This window comes from Pseudohongiella sp. SYSU M77423 (assembly GCF_029911965.1).
In the GTDB taxonomy this organism is placed as follows: domain Bacteria; phylum Pseudomonadota; class Gammaproteobacteria; order Pseudomonadales; family Pseudohongiellaceae; genus Pseudohongiella.
In genome coordinates this window covers 345,958-364,871 of the sequence record NZ_JARYTH010000001.1, presented here as the reverse complement: position 1 = coordinate 364,871, position 18,914 = coordinate 345,958, and the positions used below count along the sequence as shown (strand labels likewise).

General features: G+C 56.5%; 14 protein-coding genes. 11 read left to right on the top strand and 3 right to left on the bottom strand.

Features of this window, described 5'->3' with window-relative positions; translation table 11 throughout:
- The first annotated feature begins 15 nt into the window (after nucleotides 1-15).
- The 6 genes from rplI to QGM61_RS01580 all read left to right on the top strand — a co-directional run bounded on the left by rplI (nucleotide 16) and on the right by QGM61_RS01580 (nucleotide 6,429).
- On the top strand, nucleotides 16-468 hold the full coding sequence (gene rplI, locus QGM61_RS01605; protein ID WP_237133137.1) for a 50S ribosomal protein L9: 453 nt from the start codon (nucleotides 16-18) through the stop codon (nucleotides 466-468).
- Nucleotides 469-689: 221 nt separating this feature from the next.
- Nucleotides 690-2,087, top strand: coding sequence for a replicative DNA helicase (dnaB, locus tag QGM61_RS01600; protein ID WP_281132065.1), 1,398 nt, complete (start codon nucleotides 690-692; stop codon nucleotides 2,085-2,087).
- The gene (alr, locus tag QGM61_RS01595) at nucleotides 2,080-3,264 is read left to right on the top strand and encodes an alanine racemase (RefSeq protein ID WP_281131622.1); all 1,185 of its coding nucleotides are present in this window, start codon (nucleotides 2,080-2,082) and stop codon (nucleotides 3,262-3,264) included. The genes dnaB and alr overlap by 8 nt, the downstream gene beginning before the upstream one ends.
- Nucleotides 3,265-3,273: 9 nt before the next feature.
- Complete coding sequence (gene radA / locus QGM61_RS01590) at nucleotides 3,274-4,650, top strand: DNA repair protein RadA (protein WP_281131621.1); 1,377 nt, start codon at nucleotides 3,274-3,276, stop codon at nucleotides 4,648-4,650.
- 94 nt (nucleotides 4,651-4,744) lie between these two features.
- Complete coding sequence (locus tag QGM61_RS01585; RefSeq protein WP_237133140.1) at nucleotides 4,745-5,668, top strand: ABC transporter ATP-binding protein; 924 nt, start codon at nucleotides 4,745-4,747, stop codon at nucleotides 5,666-5,668.
- Complete coding sequence (locus QGM61_RS01580; RefSeq protein WP_281131620.1) at nucleotides 5,668-6,429, top strand: ABC transporter permease; 762 nt, start codon at nucleotides 5,668-5,670, stop codon at nucleotides 6,427-6,429. Before QGM61_RS01585 ends, QGM61_RS01580 begins: the two co-directional genes overlap by 1 nt.
- Nucleotides 6,430-6,477: 48 nt before the next feature.
- On the opposite strand, the gene QGM61_RS01575 is transcribed toward QGM61_RS01580, so the two are convergent.
- Nucleotides 6,478-7,920 carry a sensor domain-containing diguanylate cyclase gene (locus tag QGM61_RS01575; RefSeq protein WP_281131619.1) on the bottom strand — a complete coding sequence of 481 codons (1,443 nt, stop codon included), beginning with the start codon at nucleotides 7,918-7,920 and terminating at the stop codon, nucleotides 6,478-6,480.
- A gap of 168 nt (nucleotides 7,921-8,088) precedes the next feature.
- Here QGM61_RS01575 and QGM61_RS01570 point away from each other — a divergent pair, with 168 nt between their 5' ends.
- The 4 genes from QGM61_RS01570 to QGM61_RS01555 all read left to right on the top strand — a co-directional run bounded on the left by QGM61_RS01570 (nucleotide 8,089) and on the right by QGM61_RS01555 (nucleotide 13,756).
- The gene (locus tag QGM61_RS01570) at nucleotides 8,089-10,032 is read left to right on the top strand and encodes a methyl-accepting chemotaxis protein (protein WP_281131618.1); all 1,944 of its coding nucleotides are present in this window, start codon (nucleotides 8,089-8,091) and stop codon (nucleotides 10,030-10,032) included.
- A gap of 82 nt (nucleotides 10,033-10,114) precedes the next feature.
- Entirely contained in the window at nucleotides 10,115-10,834 is a 720-nt protein-coding gene (locus QGM61_RS01565) for a DUF599 domain-containing protein (protein ID WP_237133144.1), read from the top strand.
- 35 nt (nucleotides 10,835-10,869) lie between these two features.
- Nucleotides 10,870-11,187, top strand: coding sequence for a hypothetical protein (locus QGM61_RS01560; protein WP_281131617.1), 318 nt, complete (start codon nucleotides 10,870-10,872; stop codon nucleotides 11,185-11,187).
- A complete protein-coding gene (locus tag QGM61_RS01555; protein WP_281131616.1) occupies nucleotides 11,165-13,756 on the top strand; it encodes an EAL domain-containing protein in 2,592 nt (863 codons plus the stop codon). The genes QGM61_RS01560 and QGM61_RS01555 overlap by 23 nt, the downstream gene beginning before the upstream one ends.
- Here QGM61_RS01555 and QGM61_RS01550 read toward each other — a convergent pair.
- Nucleotides 13,719-14,891, bottom strand: coding sequence for a type III PLP-dependent enzyme (locus QGM61_RS01550; RefSeq protein WP_237133147.1), 1,173 nt, complete (start codon nucleotides 14,889-14,891; stop codon nucleotides 13,719-13,721). The two genes, QGM61_RS01555 and QGM61_RS01550, sit on opposite strands and share 38 nt — an antisense overlap.
- Nucleotides 14,892-15,091: 200 nt before the next feature.
- On the opposite strand from QGM61_RS01550, the gene QGM61_RS01545 reads away from it, so the two are divergent.
- The gene (locus QGM61_RS01545) at nucleotides 15,092-16,030 is read left to right on the top strand and encodes an FkbM family methyltransferase (protein ID WP_281131615.1); all 939 of its coding nucleotides are present in this window, start codon (nucleotides 15,092-15,094) and stop codon (nucleotides 16,028-16,030) included.
- Nucleotides 16,031-16,140: 110 nt separating this feature from the next.
- Here QGM61_RS01545 and ppdK read toward each other — a convergent pair whose 3' ends face one another.
- Complete coding sequence (gene ppdK, locus QGM61_RS01540) at nucleotides 16,141-18,873, bottom strand: pyruvate, phosphate dikinase (protein ID WP_281131614.1); 2,733 nt, start codon at nucleotides 18,871-18,873, stop codon at nucleotides 16,141-16,143.
- Between the last annotated feature and the right edge of the window lie 41 nt (nucleotides 18,874-18,914).

The window sequence follows — 18,914 nt, the reverse complement described above, 5'->3', positions numbered from 1 at the left end:
ATTGAGGAAATAGACATGAACGTAATTCTGTTGGAAAAAATCGGTCGCCTGGGCAACGTTGGTGATCAGGCTTCCGTGAAAGCGGGCTACGCACGCAACTTCCTGTTCCCACAGGGCAAAGCACTGCCTGCGACCAAAGCAAATCTGGCGGACTTCGAAGAGCGTCGTGCAGAACTGCTGGCTGCTCACAACGAGAAAGTGGCTGAAGCACAGGCTCGCGCTGCCAAGATCAAGGACCTGCGTGTTTCCATCGCGGTTAACGCGGGTGACGAAGGCAAGCTGTTCGGTTCCGTTGGCACGCGTGACATCGCTGATGCGATCAACGCAGCTGCTGAAGGCGCGGACGTCGTTAAAGCTGAAGTTCGTCTGCCTATCGGTGTAATTCGCGAAGTCGGCGAGTGGGAAATCTCCATCGACCTGGGCTACGAAGTCGAAGAAACCGTCACTCTGGCAGTTGTTCCAGCCTAAGGCTGTAACTACCAGCAGGCGCTTGTCTCCAGGCGCCCGGTGATAGACAATAAAGCACCGCGTTCCGGTATCGGGCGCGGTGCTTTTTTTATGGGCCCGAACAGCCAGCGTGGACGTCATCAGGCCGGGTCATAAACAGCGCAGGCATCAACTGGACATAACAAGACATGGCGGACACCTTGGATCAGAGCAGCAATCAGGAGCGCAGCACGCCATCTGGTATGGGCGGTGGCCGCAGCGGGGCTCAGGGCCCGGTCTCGGCACTGAACAAACTCAAGGTGCCACCACATTCCGTGGAAGCCGAGCAGGCCGTGCTGGGTGGCCTGATGCAGGACAACAGTGCCTGGGATAACGCCGCCGAAGTGCTGCAGCCGGAAGATTTCTACCGCCACGAACACCAGCTGATCTATTCGGTAATGCAGCGCCAGATCGAGTCCAGCAAGCCCATCGATGTGGTGACGCTGGTGGAAGCGCTGGACAGTCTGAACGATCTGGAAAGCGCCGGTGGCATTGAGTACCTGACCGATCTGGCCAGCCATGCGCGTGGCACTGCCAATATTTCTGCCTACGCCAACATCATCCGTGAGCGTGCCACGCTGCGCACGCTGATTCGTGTGTCCAACGAAATTTCTGATAACGCCTTTAATCCGGCCGGCCGCGCTGCCACCGATGTGCTCGATATGGCCGAGCAGATGGTGTTCAAGATTGCCGACAACCGCGCCCGTGACGGTGGACCGCAGCAGGTCAATCCGCTGCTGACCAAGGCGGTGGAAAAAATTGACCAGCTGATCAAGTCCAAGGGTGGCATTACCGGTCTGGCCACCGGTTATATCGACCTGGACAAAAAGACCTCGGGTCTGCAGAAGTCGGACCTGATCATTGTTGCCGGTCGTCCGTCCATGGGTAAAACCACCTTTGCCATGAATCTGGCCGAAAATGCACTGCTGAACCAGGACAAACCGGTACTGGTATTCAGTCTGGAAATGCCGGCAGAGAGTCTGGTGTTTCGTATGCTCAGTTCCATTGGTCGCATCGATCAGAGCCGGCTGCGCAGTGGTCAGTTGGAGGATGAGGACTGGCCCAAGCTGACCAGCGCCATTGCCAAACTCAAGGACAGGCCACTGCTGATCGACGATTCGGTGGGTTTGAGCCCAACCGAAATGCGCGCCCGCGCCCGTCGTGTCGCCCGTGAATACGATGGCCTGGCGCTGGTGGTGGTCGACTACCTGCAGCTGATGCAGATCAAGGGCTTTGGTGACAACCGTGTGGGTGAGATCTCGGAGATCTCGCGCTCTCTCAAAACCATGGCGCGTGAATTTGAGTGCCCGGTGATTGCGCTGTCACAGCTCAACCGCTCGCTGGAACAACGCCCCAACAAGCGACCGGTGATGTCGGACCTGCGTGAATCGGGCGCCATCGAGCAGGACGCCGATATCATCGCCTTTGTGTATCGCGATGAGGTTTACAACGAAGACACGCCGGACAAAGGCGTGGCGGAAATCATCATCGGCAAGCAACGTAACGGCCCCATCGGTACGGTCCGACTGGGCTTCCTGGGTCAGTTCACCCGCTTTGAAAATCTTGCCCGACCGGCCGACTACGAAGGCGGCTATGGTTGATTCGCTGGCGCCCCACAGCTGGGCTGATATCGATCTGGCTGCGCTGCAACACAATTTTGGCGTAGCCCGTCAGCATGCCCCCGACAACCGCATCTGTGCCGTGGTCAAGGCCAATGCCTATGGTCATGGTGTGTTCCAGGTGGTACCCGCACTAAAGCAGGTGATGCAGCCAGGCGATCTGTTTGCCGTGGTAACACTGCGCGAAGGCCAGGCGCTGCGCAGCCGCGTTGACAATACCGATACTCTGCTGATGCGCGGTCCGCTGAATGCCGAGGAAATGCGGCATATTCTGGAAGGCGGTTTCTTTTTTGTTATTCACTCTTCCTGGCAGGCGACGCTCTTGTTCGAAGCACTGCAGGCCGGCATCAAACCGGTCAGCGGCTGTCTGAATGTGTGGTTCAAGGTGAACACCGGTATGAACCGGCTGGGCATGCCACCGGCAGATGCCGTTGAGCTATGGCAGCAACTGGGACAGCAGGCGCAGCAACATGGCTTGTCTGTAAAACCGGTACTGATGTCGCACCTGGCCATGTCGGATGACCTGGAGTCGCCTATGACGCCGCAACAGCATGCAGCCTTCCTGGAGCTGGCGGAAACGTTGCCCGCCGAATCAGGGGGTTGCACGCTGGCGGCCTCCGCAGGCATTCTCAACTGGCCGCAGACCCATGTGGGTATCGTGCGGCCCGGCATCATGCTCTACGGTGCCTCGCCGATGATCGGACGCGAGGGCCCGCAGGACAATCTGCAGCCAGTGATGAATCTGAAATCGCGCCTGGTTGCCATCAATGAGGTCAAGGCTGGTGACACAGTTGGTTATGGTGCCACGTATACCGCTAAACAGGATATGCGTATCGGTATTGTTGGTATCGGTTATGGTGATGGTTATCCACGCCACGCTCCGAGCGGTACGCCGCTGATCATTTTTTCGCAGGGCAGGGCCTATGAGTCACAACTGGCAGGCCGCGTGTCCATGGACATGCTGACGGTGGACCTGACCGACATACCGGCCCGTATTGGTGATGAGTGTCTGTTGTGGGGCGCTGCGCACGGTGCCTCCTTGTCTGCCAATCGCATTGCCGACTTGTGTCAGACCATACCCTACGAACTGTTCTGTCAGATCACCGGGCGTGTGCAGTTTAATTATCTGTTGCCGGAACAAACCTCCTCATCCAGCTAGTGAGTGCTCATGGCAAAAACCAAAACAGCCTACGTCTGCAACGACTGCGGCTCTGAATTCAGCAAGTGGCAGGGGCAGTGTTCGGCCTGCAAAGCCTGGAACACGCTGACACGTATCAGTGTCGGCCAGGCCAATCAGTCCCCATCGGTGCAGGCAGATTTTCGGCGCCAGGGTTATGCCGGGCAAACGGCAGCCAGTGTGCAGGATCTGTCGGAAATTGATGTTGCGTCCGTGCCACGGTTCTCCTCGACGCTCAGCGAACTGGACAGGGTGCTGGGCGGTGGCCTGGTGCCCGGCTCTGTCATCCTGATTGGTGGTAATCCGGGTGCCGGTAAAAGTACGCTGTTGTTGCAGATCATGTGTCACCTGGCACAGCAGATGTCTGCCATGTATGTGACCGGTGAGGAATCGCTGCAGCAGGTTGGCATGCGTGCCAAGCGGCTGGGTCTGCCGGAAAAGAATCTGAAGATGCTGGCTGAAACGCAGGTCGAGACCATCTGCCAGCTGGCCACCGATATTCAGCCGCGTCTGCTGGTAGTTGACTCCATTCAGGTGATGCACAGTGCTGAGGTGGCATCGGCTCCCGGCAGTGTGTCTCAGGTGCGCGAATGTGCAGCCTATCTGATTCAGTATGCCAAGCAGACCGGTACGGTGCTGTTCCTGGTTGGTCACGTCACCAAGGACGGTACATTGGCCGGGCCCAAAGTGCTGGAGCACATGATTGACTGCTTTGTCATGCTGGAAGGTGGCAGTGACACGCGCTACCGCATTCTGCGCGGGCAGAAAAACCGCTTTGGCGCCGTCAATGAACTTGGTGTGTTTGCCATGACCGAGAAGGGCCTGAAGGAAGTGAAAAACCCCTCTGCGATATTCCTGGCGCGTACCGAGGAGGACAGCCCCGGCTCGCTGGTGATGGTGTTGTGGGAAGGCACCCGTCCGCTGCTGGTGGAGATTCAGGCACTGGTTGATGGCAGTCAGTCAGGCAATCCACGCCGTCTGGCCGTGGGCCTGGATCAGAACCGCCTGGGCATGCTGCTGGCGGTGCTGCATCGTCATGGCGGCCTGTTCATGGCCGATCAGGATGTCTTTGTAAACGTGGTTGGTGGTGTCAAAGTGACGGAGACCAGCGCCGATCTGGCCTTGTTGCTGGCGATTGTGTCGAGTTTCCGCGACAATGCTTTGCCTCGTGACCTGGTTGTGTTTGGAGAGGTCGGACTGGCTGGTGAGATCAGGCCGGTGCCCAGCGGGCAGGAACGCCTGCAGGAGGCGGCCAAACATGGTTTCCGGCGCGCCATTGTGCCCAAGGCCAATCGTCCCAAATCGCCCATCCCCGGCATGGAGGTGGTCGGTGTGACCAAACTGTCGGAGGCGCTCGCGGCGCTCTGACAACGCGCGTTATTTCGCGCCCCCGGCGCGGTTGTCGACCAGGTAATTGACGCCAGACTCTGGCTGTCATGGACCCAGAAAAGTGAAGGATGTTATGGAACCTGTCGTTTCGATCAAGAACCTCAACAAAACCTACCGCGGCGGCTATCAGGCGCTGAAGAATATCAATCTGGATATCTATCCGGGTGAGATCATCGCCCTGCTGGGACCCAATGGCGCGGGCAAGACCACGCTGATTTCCACCATCTGTGGTATCGCCCAGCCGACCTCTGGCTCGGTGACAGTGGGTGGCAAGGACATCATCAAGGATTACCGTGATACCAGAAGCCTGATCGGGCTGGTGCCGCAGGAGCTGACCACTGACTCTTTTGAAACGCCCTGGGTGACGGTCAACTTCAGCCGTGGCCTGTTCGGCAAGGCGCCCGATCATGCCTACATCGAAAAAGTGCTGCGTGATGTCTCACTGTGGGAAAAGCGTAATAACAAGATCATGACGCTGTCTGGTGGCATGAAGCGGCGGCTGCTGATTGCCAAGGCGCTGTCGCACGAACCCCGGGTACTTTTTCTGGATGAGCCGACGGCCGGGGTGGATGTCGAGTTGCGCCGAGAAATGTGGCAGCTGGTGCACCGCCTGCGCGAAAACGGTGTGACCATCATCCTGACCACGCATTACATTGAAGAGGCCGAAGAGATGGCAGACCGTATTGGCGTGATTGCCAACGGCGAGATCATCCTGGTGGAAGACAAGGCGGCACTGATGCAGAAGCTGGGCAAGAAACAGCTGGTGCTGGATCTTAAACAGCCGCTGACGGCAATTCCCGAAAGCCTCGCTTCGCAGGCTCTGGAGCTGCGTCGCGACGGCTACCAGCTGGTCTACACCTTTGACACTCAGGCTGACCGCACCGGCATTACCAGTCTGCTGGATGCGCTGCGACGAGAAAACATAGAGTTCAGTGACCTGAGTACGACACAGAGTTCGCTGGAACAGATATTTGTACAGTTGCTGGAGGAAGCCTGATGAACATTCATGCCATCAAGGCCATCTATAAGTTTGAAATGGCCCGTACCGGGCGAACGCTGCTTCAGAGCGTGGTGGCGCCGGTCATCTCCACCTCACTGTACTTTGTGGTGTTCGGATCGGCAATCGGCTCGCGGATTACTGAGGTTGAAGGTATCAGCTATGGTGCCTTCCTGGTGCCTGGTCTGATCATGCTGTCGCTGCTGACGCAGAGTGTGTCCAACGCGGCCTTTGGCATTTACTTCCCGAAATTCACTGGCACGATTTACGAGCTGTTGTCTGCGCCAGTTTCGATGATCGAGGCATTGATCGGATATGTCGGGGCCGCCGCCACCAAGTCCATCATGCTGGGGCTGATCATCCTGGCGACGGCGACGTTTTTTGTGGATGTGCGTATTGCCCATCCGATGCTGATGCTGGTGTTTCTGATACTGACCGGCATTACCTTCAGCCTGTTCGGTTTTATTATTGGAATCTGGGCCGATAACTTCGAGAAACTACAGTTGATTCCGTTGCTTATCGTGACGCCGCTGGTGTTTCTGGGCGGCAGTTTTTACTCAGTCAGCATGCTGCCGCCGGTCTGGCAGACCATCACACTGCTGAACCCGGTGACCTATCTGGTCAGTGGTTTTCGCTGGAGTTTCTACGAAATTGCTGATGTCAGTCTGTGGATCAGTCTGGGCATGATCGGTGTGTTTCTTCTGGCCTGCCTGCTGGTGGTGGGCTGGATATTCCGCACCGGTTACCATCTACGCAGCTGAGACTCGCTGCGGCGGGCCGTCGCAGCAGAACTGGGCGGCCAGCGCGGCTCAGTTGGCCAGTACCACGCGATCGCGGCCGGACTCCTTGGCTTCGTAGAGGGCCGCATCAGCGCGTGCAATCATGCGCTCCAGCGGCTCGCCGGAATGGTATTGGGTGACCCCCATACTCAGCGTGACCTGAATGGTCTGGCGACCAATGGCAACATTGTGGTTTTTGACAGCGTTGCCGATCTTGCCTGCCAGTATCAGGGCTTCATCAGACGTGCAGCGGTCCAGCAGCAGCACAAACTCCTCACCACCCCAGCGGCACAGCGAATCGCTGTCACGGATATTTTCCTTGATGACGGTCGCCACGGCCTGCAACACCATGTCGCCAGCATTGTGGCCATGGGTATCGTTAACCAGCTTGAAATGGTCAATGTCGATCGTGATCAGTGACACCGGACGCGCATAACGCGGCAGACTTTTGCTGATGTGTTCAAAGATGGATTCAAACAGATGGCGGTTGGCGGCGCCGGTCAGCTGGTCAGTGGTTGCCATTTGCTCCAGTCTGCGCTGATAGGAGCGCAGGGTGAAATGCGCAGCCAGCAGCACCAGAATCATGATGGCGCCGGACAGCGCGAGGTTATTGATCAGGGTGTTGTCCAGACGTTGCTCACTGGCGGCATTGCTTTGTTCAACAATCAGGTACCAGTTAAATTCCGGCACCAGCCGGCTGTTCAGATAGCTGTGGTTGCCAGCATTGTCAGTTATTTCCAATGAAATACTGGGTGAGCTCAGAATCTGTGTGGCGTGCAGCGAGAAGTTTTCCCGCTCCTGCAGGCGGTTGGGGCCCTGATAGCCTCTGCCGGTCAGCGTGACATTGCCCTGGCGGTCCACAAAATAAATCGTGCGGTTATAACGCTCCTGATAGGTATCGATTAACTGCGTTACAGCCTGGACCGAGAGACCTACACCAGTGGCACCGATGTACCTGCCATCGTAATCCTGTACTTTGTAGTTGATGAAAATGCTGACCCGGCTGGTGTCAGCCGTATCAGTATCGATATTTATTTCATAGTCATCGCGCATATCACGCACCCGGAAATACCATGCATCCTGGGGGTCGTCGCTGCTGACCTGTCTCAGGATGCCGCTTGGGTGGTAATACTGGCGAGTCTCGTCCGACACATAAAACGCCGTGATGGTGTCATATTGGCGCTGGATCTCGTTAAGGTAGGCGATGATGCGTTCGGCGTCTTCCTCGCCACTGATAGCCCAGTCGCGAACAAAGGTATCAGAGGCCATCACCGACGAAATCAGGATGGGGCGCAGCAGATCGCGTTGTATCTCGGAGTAGATGTTGTCACTGGTCAGCGGCAGCATCTGGTTGGAAATGCTGCTGGACAGCGATTCCCGTGCCACGAAATAGCTCGTCAGACTGGTAGCTGTAAAGCCCGCCACCATAAGGATGATGAGAGCTGTGACGAACAGGTACTTCCGTTTCAACATTGTCGATAATTCTCTTGCGCTAGCGCATTTTGGCACATGGCGGTGGTTTTGTGACTAAAGTCACAGAATTCGGGGCCGATACTCTTGATGTGGTGCCTGTCAGTCGTCAATGGTATCACTTTTTCATCCGATGGCAGTTGATCGCCGTCATATGCTGGAGTTTGCCTCATGTCTACATCTCATAAATCCAATTCATCCCGCAAAATGGGCTTTGGCAGTCGATTGACGCTGTTGATGACAGGCCTTGTTCTAACGTCTGTGCTGGTGGTCGCCAGCGTGTTGTATGTGTCATACCGTAATTCATTTACTCAGGTCACACTGGACGAGTTGAGCACCACAGGTGAGCTGAATATGCAGTCCTTCCTGGACTGGGCGCTGGCCCGGCAGGATGAGATGCGCTATCTGGCGTCACTGGACGCAGCGAGGTTTCAGGATCTCGAGCAGCTGGAACAACTGCTGCAGCGTATCGCAGACATGCAGGGATTTTACGACACCATCTTTTTTGTGGATACCCGCGGAGTGGGGGTTGTCGGCGTTGAATTTGATGGGCAGTCACGTGTCATGCCACGGGAGGAGGCCAATGCCTTTGTGGTCAGCGACCGCGCCTGGTTTCAGCAGGCGATATCTGGCGAAGATGCCTTCTCGCAGCCTGTAGTCTCGCGGGCGACCGGCAATACGGTCAGTACCATCGCCATTCCGGTCAGGGTCGGCAATCAGATCGTCGGTGTCATGCGCGGTGCCGTGAAGGTCGACACGTTGCTGTCGCGCGTCAGTGAATTGAGCCGTGGCGCCGGGTCTGAGGCCTATCTGCTGGACAGCCAGGGCGTTCCTGTCACGACGGCGGCTTCTTTGCGTCAGGTGAGTGGTGCCATCAGCACCGAAGCGGGTCGCGCCATCAGTAACGGCCAAAGTGGTGTGGGCCTCTACAATAACGCCGCTGGCACACCGGTGGTGGGCAGCTATACTTTCATGCCGCTGATGGGCTGGGGACTGGTCAAGGAAATCACGCAGGAAGTTGCGCTGGCGGAGTTGAGCGCTGTGCTGTTGCGGGTTATCGGCGTCACATTCGTGGTGTTGCTGGCGGCCATTACTGCCAGTCTCTTGCTGGTTCGCAATGTGCTCAAAACCCTGGGCGGCGATCCTGAGTATGCGGCCGATGTTGTCCGCCAGGTGGCCGATGGCGACCTCACGGGGGATATCAGACTGCGATCAGGTGACAAGAGCAGCCTGCTGGCATCCATCGCGACGATGCAGGACAGCCTGCGCGAAATGCTGGATGAAGTAACCCGCTATGCGGAAAACGTGGCCTCGGCCGCCACCGAGCTTACCCAGGTTAATGACGTCACGACACAGGGCATTGTCGATCAGAATGCGCGAATTGACAGCACTGCGGCAGCCATGAATGAAATGACTGCGACGGTGGAAGAGGTGGCCTCCAATACCCACCGTGCAGCGGACAGTGCGCGTGATGCAAGCAGCCAGGCAGGGCATGGTCGTGAGGTGGTCGCGTCCACGGTGGAAGCGATCAACGCGCTGGCAAGTGAAATTGAGCGCGCCGTAGAGGTCGTGACAGAGCTGCGTGCTGACAGTGATCGCATTGGCAGCGTTCTGCAGGTGATCGAGAATATAGCCGAACAGACCAACCTGCTGGCGCTGAACGCTGCCATCGAGTCGGCCCGGGCCGGGGAAAGTGGCCGCGGTTTTGCGGTGGTTGCTGACGAAGTGCGCTCACTGGCCAGCCGCACCAAGGATTCGACCACTGAGATTCAGTCGACCATTGAAAAGCTGCAGGGTGGCGCGGTCCGTGCCGAGCAGGTCATGCAGCACAGCCGTACTGGCGCGACCAAGATGGTGGACCGCATCGCCGAAACAGACCATGCTCTCGAAAAAATATCGCAAGGCATTGAGTTAATTGAACAAATGACGCAGCAGATTGCCAGCTCGGCTGAGCAGCAGACGGCTGCAGCGCATGAAATCAACCAGAACATTCACGGCATCAGCGATGTGGCGGCCAACACCGGTCGCAGCGTCGAACAGTCCGGCGAAGCCAGCGAATCCCTCGCCACTCTGGCAGAGCAGCTGCGCGGTCTGGTACTCAAATTCCGAGTGTAGCCCCCTGTCAGGGGCTTGTGTGACCCAGTGACGTGGTTTACTGTCTAGGGATGGATGTTAAATCAGGAGCGGCAACGGTGCCATGTCGACGGTGATTACGGAATTTTTCAGCACCAATGTGATGGACGTCATCGCATTGGTGTTTTTTGTATCCTGCTTTAAAGGCTACCTGTACTACACGGGTCTGCGCAGTGCCGACACACCCTGTCTGGCTTTTGCCATGCACCGCTTTCGCAAGCAGTGGATTCGCATGGCACTCACGCGTGATAACCGCATCGCGGATACCAATATCGTCGCCAATCTGGAACGCAACGTATCGTTCTTTGCCTCGTCATCCCTGCTGGTACTGGCCGGCCTGGTAACACTTCTCAGTGCCTCCGACGCCGTGCTTGGCATCCTGGCCGAGGTGCCTTTCTCTGACCCCACCAGTCGTGGCGAGTGGGAGGTCAAGGTGCTCGTTCTGATCACTCTGTTTGTCTACAGTTTCTTCAAGTTTACGTGGGCGCTGCGGCAGTACGGGCTGGTGTCCGTGATGATTGGCGGTGCTCCGGAACTGTCCCTGAAACCGTCGGCCGAGGAAATGTCGCGGCACGTCGACTCCATCTCCAAGATGTCATCCAAGGCTTCCGGCAACTTTAACAACGGGCTGAGAAGTTATTATTTTGCGATGGCGGCACTGGGCTGGTTTGTTAACGCCTGGCTATTCATCGCTTTATCGGCTCTTGTCGTATTTGTTTTGTATCGTCGGGAATTCAAGTCCGATACGCTGGGAATAATGATGGAGGATCTGCCGGAGAGCTGATATTCTCGCCCGGCCTTTCAGAGCGGAGTCATGTGATGAGCAGTTCCATTTCGGTCAAAATGCGTCTGCTGGAAAACTACGTCTTCGAAATAGATTTTGGCGAATTCGGTAAAGAAGCCCCTGGTGAATTGCATGCCACCGTTACAGGAACCACCGAAAGGGTCGATAACTACCTCAGAATCACTTCGCTTGCTGTAACGCTGAAGCTGGGCAAGGCGGCAAGCGAGTACCAGTCGCTGGACAAGGTGTTGCCAGTGTTTGAAAACTATTGTGTGGTCACGCAGAGCGTCAAGCGTGGTATCCCCGTAACGGTCGACATACAGGACGCCGATGGTGAAAAAGTGGTGGTCTGAGTTCCGTTCAATGCTCGATGATCGAACCTTGCTGCTGTCATGGCTCGCCCTGGCGCTTTTGGTGCTGGGGCTGCATGTGTATGCGGAACTGCGATTAGTCCAGCAACGTGAACTGGCCCAGCGCGAAACCCTGACTGACCGTTTAAGCGTTGTGCGCTATCAACTTGAAAGCACGCTGACCAACAATCTGTCTCTGGTAAATGGTCTTGCCGCATTCATTTCAGCCTATCCAGAGTACACCCCCCTTCAATTTGAAACCTATGCCAGAACGATCATGGCGCGTGAGTCGAGTCTGGTCAATCTGGCGGTGGCTCCCGACCTGGTGGTCACACACGTTTATCCCCTGGCTGGCAATGAGGCCGTCATCGGACTGGACTATCGCCAGCAGATGGATCAGCGCGATGCCGTGCTGCGGGTTGTGCGCGGCGGTGCCATGGTGATCGCCGGGCCAGTCAATCTGGTGCAGGGTGGTGTTGCATTCATCGGTCGTGCGCCGGTTTATGTCGAGGATGGCGGTGGCCAACGGCTATGGGGCATTGTGTCGGCGCCGATACTGGCTGATGCCATTTACGAACAGGCGGGCCTGAACAACCCCACGCCAGGCATGCAGCTGGCGATTCGCGGCAACGACGGATTTACTTCCAGCGAGCCCTTCTGGGGTGACTCAGTTGTGTTCAACCGCAATGACGCAGTGATCGTCCCGATTATCGCCGGAGGCAGCCGTTGGGAGCTGGCGTCCATACCGACACGACCTGCTGTCAGTGGCGCCGAGATTTCAGCCTTACGAGCGGCCAGTGTGCTGATTTTCCTGTTGCTGTCTGTGTTCCTGATTCTGCGTCACCGTCATGCCTTACAGAATCAGGAGCTGCGCAATATCATCTTCAGTAACGAGCGCTTTCTGCGCGCGGTAGAAAATGTGTCCCGGGTCGGAGGCTGGTGCTGGACCGGCAGCGTCTTCACTGAGCTGTCGGCTCGGACCTGTGAAATGATGGAACTGCCCGATGACAGAAATGAAGTCGACATGGATACTTTCTGTCATACGCTGGATCGCACCAGTCAGCAGAGCCTGCTGCACTATCTGAATTCGGCACTGCAGCTGGGGCACCGGCTGGATCAGGAGCTGGAAGTACATCGCAAGGATGGGGAGGTGCTGTGGTTCCAGATAAAAGCTGAGGTCGCACAGCTGGATGGCAACGAACGCGTGCTGCTGGGCGCGGTGCAGGATGTCACTCAACAGAAAAAGGTAGACCAGCTGGTTGAGTATCAGGCCAACTATGACATGCTGACCGAACTGCCTAACCGCTCATTATTTATCGACCGGCTTGAGAACGCTCTGCTGCAGGCACAGCGCCGTAGCACGCGGATCGCTGTATTATTTATAGATCTAGATAACTTTAAATCTGTAAACGACAATCTGGGGCATGATGCCGGCGACGAACTTCTGGTTGAGGCGGCACGTCGCATTAAATCGTGTGTGCGGGCCGAGGATACCGTTGCCAGACACAGTGGCGATGAATTTGTCGCACTGCTGGTGGACGTATTCTCAACCTCGGTGGTGTCCCGCGTTGCGGACAGAATGGTCGCCAATATGCGCAAACCGTTCCGCATTGATGAGCGTCAGATCTATTGCAGTGTCAGTATTGGTGTCTCGTTTTACCCTGATGACGGTGACGATGCCGACACGCTGGTGATCAAAGCCGATCAGGCAATGTACGAGGTGAAGAAATCCGGTCGCAATACCTGGCAGTTTTATACCGTTGCCATGCAGCTGGAGTCCGAACAGAAGCACCGTCTGTTTAATGAGCTGGTGGCCGCAATAGACAATGACGAGCTGGAAGTGTTCTATCAGCCCGTTGTTGATGCAGACAGTGGTTATGTCAGTGGCTGTGAGGCCCTGGTGCGCTGGCAGCGGGAAGATGGTAATTGGGTGACGCCTGGCGCTTTTATTGCCATTGCCGAGGAGCGGGGCCTGATAAACCGGATCGATCTGCTGGTGCTGCGCAAGTCGCTGAAGTTCATTCGCGAACTCAACGGTCAGCTGGGCAGGGCTGTCAGTCTGTCTGTCAACGTATCACCAAGGCTGTTGCATATGCGTGATGACGACGCACAGGACTGGCTGCGTGAGCTGCAGATGAGCCACAACGTCGCGGTGACTATAGAAATCACGGAACGTGTGCTGGTAGACGAGACTGCGGGCATCAGCAAGGTGCTGGCCGACATCGACAGCGCTGGTGTGCGTATCGCCATTGATGACTTTGGCACAGGCTATTCCGGCTTGAGCTACTTCAGTCGCTTCCCGGTTTCATCTGTCAAAATTGACCGATCCTTTGTCAAGAATCTGGAAAGCAATGCCACGGAAACCACTCTGGTGGAAACCATTCTGCTGATGGCCTCCAAGCTGGGTATCAAGGTGGTCGCTGAAGGAGTTGAGACGGAGTCGCAGGCGGCGTTCTTGAGAAACCACCGCTGCGACTACCTGCAGGGATATCACATTTCGCCGCCGTTGCCCGGCGACGACTTCAGTGAATTTGTCAGACGAAATACGAGCGTAGTGGCGGAAATCCATTAAACTCCACCGAGCTGTAGCTGGTGGTGTAGGCGCCGGTCGAGAACCAGTACATACGATCGCCGGTCGCCAGGTTCAGAGGCAGCTCGTACTTGTACTGCTCGTACATGATGTCAGCACTGTCGCAGGTAGGGCCGGCGATAATCACTTCTTCGGCCTCACCACCTTTCTCGGTATAAATCGGGAACTTGATGGCTTCGTCAAGCGTCTCGATCAGCCCGGAGAACTTGCCGACATCGGTAAAGATCCAGCGGTGCAGGGCAGTGTGCGACTTGCGTGAAATCAGCACCACTTCAGACACCAGAATACCCGAGTTGGAGATCAGTGAACGACCTGGCTCCAGAATGATTTCCGGGAACTCATCACCAAAGTCTTCGGTAATAAAACGGGTAATTTCTTCGGCGTAGGTGGGCAGCGTGTTCGCCCGCATGATGTAGTTGGCCGGGAAACCACCGCCAAGGTTGATCATCTTCAGCACGATGCCATCTTCTTCGCGCAGACGCTCGAAGATCACTTTGACCTTGGCAATTGCCGCGTCCCAGACACCGATGTCGCGCTGCTGCGAACCGACGTGGAAGGAAATGCCATAGGGCTCAAGACCCAGCTCGCGGGCCAGGATCAACAGATCGATGGCCATGTCGGTATGACAGCCAAACTTGCGTGACAATGGCCAGTCGGCGGTATGGCTGCCTTCGGTCAGGATGCGGACGTATACCCGCGAGCCTGGAGCGGCGCGCGCGATGTTGCGCAGGTCAGCTTCCGAGTCAGTGGCGTACATGCGTACACCTTTCTCGTAGAAGTATCGGATGTCTTTGCTTTTCTTGATGGTGTTGCCGTAGCTGCAACGGTCTGCCGACACGCCCAGGTTCAGCAGCTTGTCCAGCTCGTAAATGGACGCCACGTCAAAGTTGGAACCCTTGTCACGCAGCAGCGTCAGGATCTCGGGGGCCGGATTCGCCTTGACCGCGTAATAAACCGAAGCGTAAGGGAAAAACTCACATAAAGTGTCGTAATGCTCACTGATCGTTTGCAGGTCAATCACCACAAAGGGTGTTTCCTTGGTGTCAGCCAGTGCTTTCATGCGCTGGAATGTTTCGGGCGGGTAAAAATCGACAACTTTGGTGAGTTCAGTGCTCATGCTGGGTTCATTCTCCTTCAGCCGTGGCAGGGGTGATGCCGGGCATTGTAGCAAAGGCCACTCAGCGGTAAAACGCCGATTTTAGATATCCCCAAAATTGGGCTGTTTTTAATGGGTCAAAGCCGTATCATGCACTAATGTGTTGTCTTGTGCACAGTGTGGCGCAGAACAAGAATAATGAGTACATGGAGTGAGTTAGTATGGCTCTGATCGATCGTTTGGGGCGCTGGCTGTGGAAGCGTCAGGGCAGCCATCGACAGTGGTACAGGCCACTGTTCAAGCGGCTGTCGCGCCGCGCTGATGCTGATTATCCGTTTCAGGCAGATTTTTTCGGGCTGCGTTACGATGGCAACCTGAACAACAACATCGACTATGCAGTTTACTATTTTGGTGCATTCGAGAAACCGGTCCTGTTTTTCCTGCGTGATACCTTGACCAGCCTGGTACCCGAGGGTGACCGCTGTTTTATAGATATCGGCGCCAATGTCGGTCAGCATACGCTCTTCATGTCCAACCACGCCTGTCGCGTGCATGCTTTCGAGCCCTACCCGCCGGTGCGCGATGTGCTGGTATCGCGGGTTCTGAAAAATAACATTGAAAACGTGGCTATCCATCCGGTCGGGCTCAGCGATGCTAACGCCTCGCTGCCATTTTATGCACCGACCGGGCGCAACAAGGGTATCGGCTCTTTTGACCAGAGCTCGGTCGCCAAGGGCAACCAGCCGATTGGTGAGCTGCAGCTGGTGAAAGGGGATGACTTTCTGGAAACGCTGGAACTGGAAAAAATCCACCTGATCAAGATGGATGTGGAGGGTTTCGAGAAGCCAGCACTGCGGGGGCTGTCACAAACGCTGGCACAGCACCGCCCCGTGGTCGTGTTTGAACTGACCTACGATGGTGAGCTGTCCTTCAAATCCATGGAGGATGTTCTGGAGACACTGCCTGCTGACTACGAGCTGTATGCCTTTGTGAGTCGTGATGCCAACGGGCGGCGGGCGAGATCGCGTAATGCGCGTGCTCGGGTGACTGGTGAGTATCAGCTTGCGCCCGTGACCGAGTGGCGCTCGACAGGACAGGACGATCTGGTCGCCGTGCCCGCGGAAAGCCGTGAGGTACTGGCTGGGGTGCTCAACCGGTAAAGCATCTGAACCATCTTTCAGTCAGCCGCTTTCACCCACCCGGGATTCAGATGTAAAAAGGGCCGACCTGCTTAAGCGGGTCGGCCCTTTCTGTTTGGCCGTTTGGCGACTTACGCGGAGCGCAGTGCCGCCTGCGCCGCAGCCAGACGGGCGATCGGTACACGGGGTGGTGAACAGCTGACGTAGTTCAATCCCAGATTGTGGCAGAAATCGATCGAGTCCGGATCGCCGGCGTGCTCACCGCAGATACCCAGCTTCAGGTCTTTGCGTGTCTTGAGTCCGTTGGCGACAGCAAACTGCATCAATTTGCCCACGCCGGTCTTGTCGAGGCTGGCAAACGGGTTCTTGGAGTAGATTTCCTTTTGCTGGTACTCGTCGTAGAACATGCCCATGTCGTCGCGGCTCAGGCCCAGCGTGGTCTGAGTCAGGTCGTTGGTGCCAAAGCTGAAGAATTCGGCGTGTTCGGCAATTTCGTCTGCCGTGATCGCGGCACGTGGTACTTCGACCATGGTGCCAACCATGTACTTGATCTTGATACCTTTTTTCTTCATCACTTCGTCAGCGACACGACGCACGATGGACAGCTGGTCGGCCAGCTCTGCCTTGAAGCCTACCAGCGGGATCATGATCTCCGGGTGAACTTCGATGGCGTTTTTGCCAGTGCTTATTTCGGCGACGGCTTCGAATATTGCCTGCACCTGCATTTCGGTAATTTCCGGATACAGGATACCCAGACGACAGCCGCGGCAGCCCAGCATGGGGTTTTCTTCATGCAGCGCCTTGATGCGGTCAATTACAAATTCCAGTGGCAGACCCAGTTTGTCGGCCAGCTGACGGCGCACTGCGTCATCCTGTGGCAGGAACTCGTGCAGTGGTGGATCCAGCAGACGGATGGTCACAGGACGGCCAGCCATGGCCTTGAACAGGCCCACGAAGTCTTTTTTCTGCATTGGCAGCAGTTTCTTCAGCGCTTCACGGCGCTGCACGCCATCGACAGCCAGAATCATCTGGCGCATATCATCGATGCGGCTGCCTTCAAAGAACATGTGCTCCGTGCGGCACAGACCAATACCTTCGGCGCCGAAGGCTACGGCCTGCTGTGCCATGGCGGGCGTATCGGCATTGGTGCGGATACGCAGGCGACGATATTTGTCAGACCAGTCCATGACCGTCTGGAACAGCTCATAGGTGTAGCTTTGAGAGGGCTTCAGGGTGCCTTCCAGAACACGCTTGACCTCGGAGTCCGCGCTTTCGATCAGGCCCTTGTAAACGGAGCCAGTGGTGCCGTTGATGGAGATGTAGTCACCTTCCTTCAGCACGATACCGTTGGCAGTCAGCGTTTTCTTTTCGTAGTTGATGGTGATGTCACCGGCACCACAGACGCAGACTTTACCCAGCTGGCGGGCAACCAGCGCCGCGTGCGAGGATACGCCGCCGCGGGTGGTCAGAATGCCCTGGGAGTGCAGCATACCCTTGAGGTCATCCGGGGAAGTCTCGGATCGGCACAGGATAACTTTGTTGCCTTTGCGGGCTTCGACTTCAGCCTGTGCGGCAGTGAAGGCGATGCGACCGGTGGCGGCACCAGGACCCGCTGGCAGGCCCTTGCAGATTAACTGCGCGGCTTTTTGTGCTTTTTCGTCGAACACCGGTACCAGCAGGGTATCAACCGACTCGGCCGGGATTTTCAGCAGTGCGGTTTTCTGGTCGATCAGCTTTTCTTTGTTCATTTCCACGGCGATACGAATCGCAGCCAGGCCCGTGCGCTTGCCGTTGCGGGTCTGCAGAATGAACAGGCGGCCATTTTCGATGGTAAATTCGAAGTCCTGCATATCCTTGAAGTGTTTCTCCAGGCGTGCACGGACTTTCTCCAGGTCGGCAAAATTCTTGGGCAGCTCCTGGGCCATGGCGGCGATGGCCTTGGGTGTGCGGACACCGGCAACTACGTCTTCGCCCTGGGCATTGGTCAGGTATTCGCCGTAAAACACTTTCTCGCCAGTCGCCGGGTCGCGCGTAAAGGCCACGCCAGTGCCACTGTCGTCGCCGGCATTACCGAACACCATGGCCTGTACGTTAACAGCCGTGCCCCATTCTGCCGGAATGCCGTATTGCTGACGGTAGAGAATCGCGCGGTCATTTTTCCATGAGCCGAAAACGGCGCCCACCGCGCCCCACAGCTGCTCATAGACATCCTGCGGGAAGCTCTTGCCAGTCTGTTTGCTGATCAGCAGCTTGTAGCGCTCAACCAGCTGCTTCAGTTCGTCGGCAGTCAGCTCATTGTCCAGCTCTTTGCCGAGCGACTTTTTAAGGTCGTCCAGCAGGGCGTGGAAAGGATCTTCGGATTCTTCATTGGCTGCCTGGACACCCATGACAACATCGCCATACATCTGAATGAAGCGGCGGTAGCAGTCCCATGCAAAGCGTGGGTTGCCGGAGATGTTGGACAGACCTTCGACGGTTTCGTCGTTCAGACCCAGGTTCAGGATGGTGTCCATCATGCCGGGCATGGAGTCGCGGGCGCCTGAGCGGACAGATACCAGCAGCGGGTTGTCGCGACTGCCGAATTCACGCTTCATCTGCTTTTCGACCAGATTGATGGCGTTTTTAACGTCTTTGCTCAGCGTCTTGGGGTAGCTGCGCTCGTGAGCATAAAAATAGGTGCAGACCTCTGTGCTGATGGTGAAGCCGGGTGGAACGGGCAGGCCAATGGCGGCCATTTCCGCCAGATTGGCGCCTTTGCCGCCGAGCAGCTCGCGCATTTTGGCATTGCCGTCTGTCTGGCTACCGAAGTTGAAGACGTATTGAGTGGTTTTTTTGGTTTTGCTGGTATCAGATGTCTGTTTCATGTTTCCCGGATTCTTAGTCAGCAGTTGGAGTCTCAGCAGTT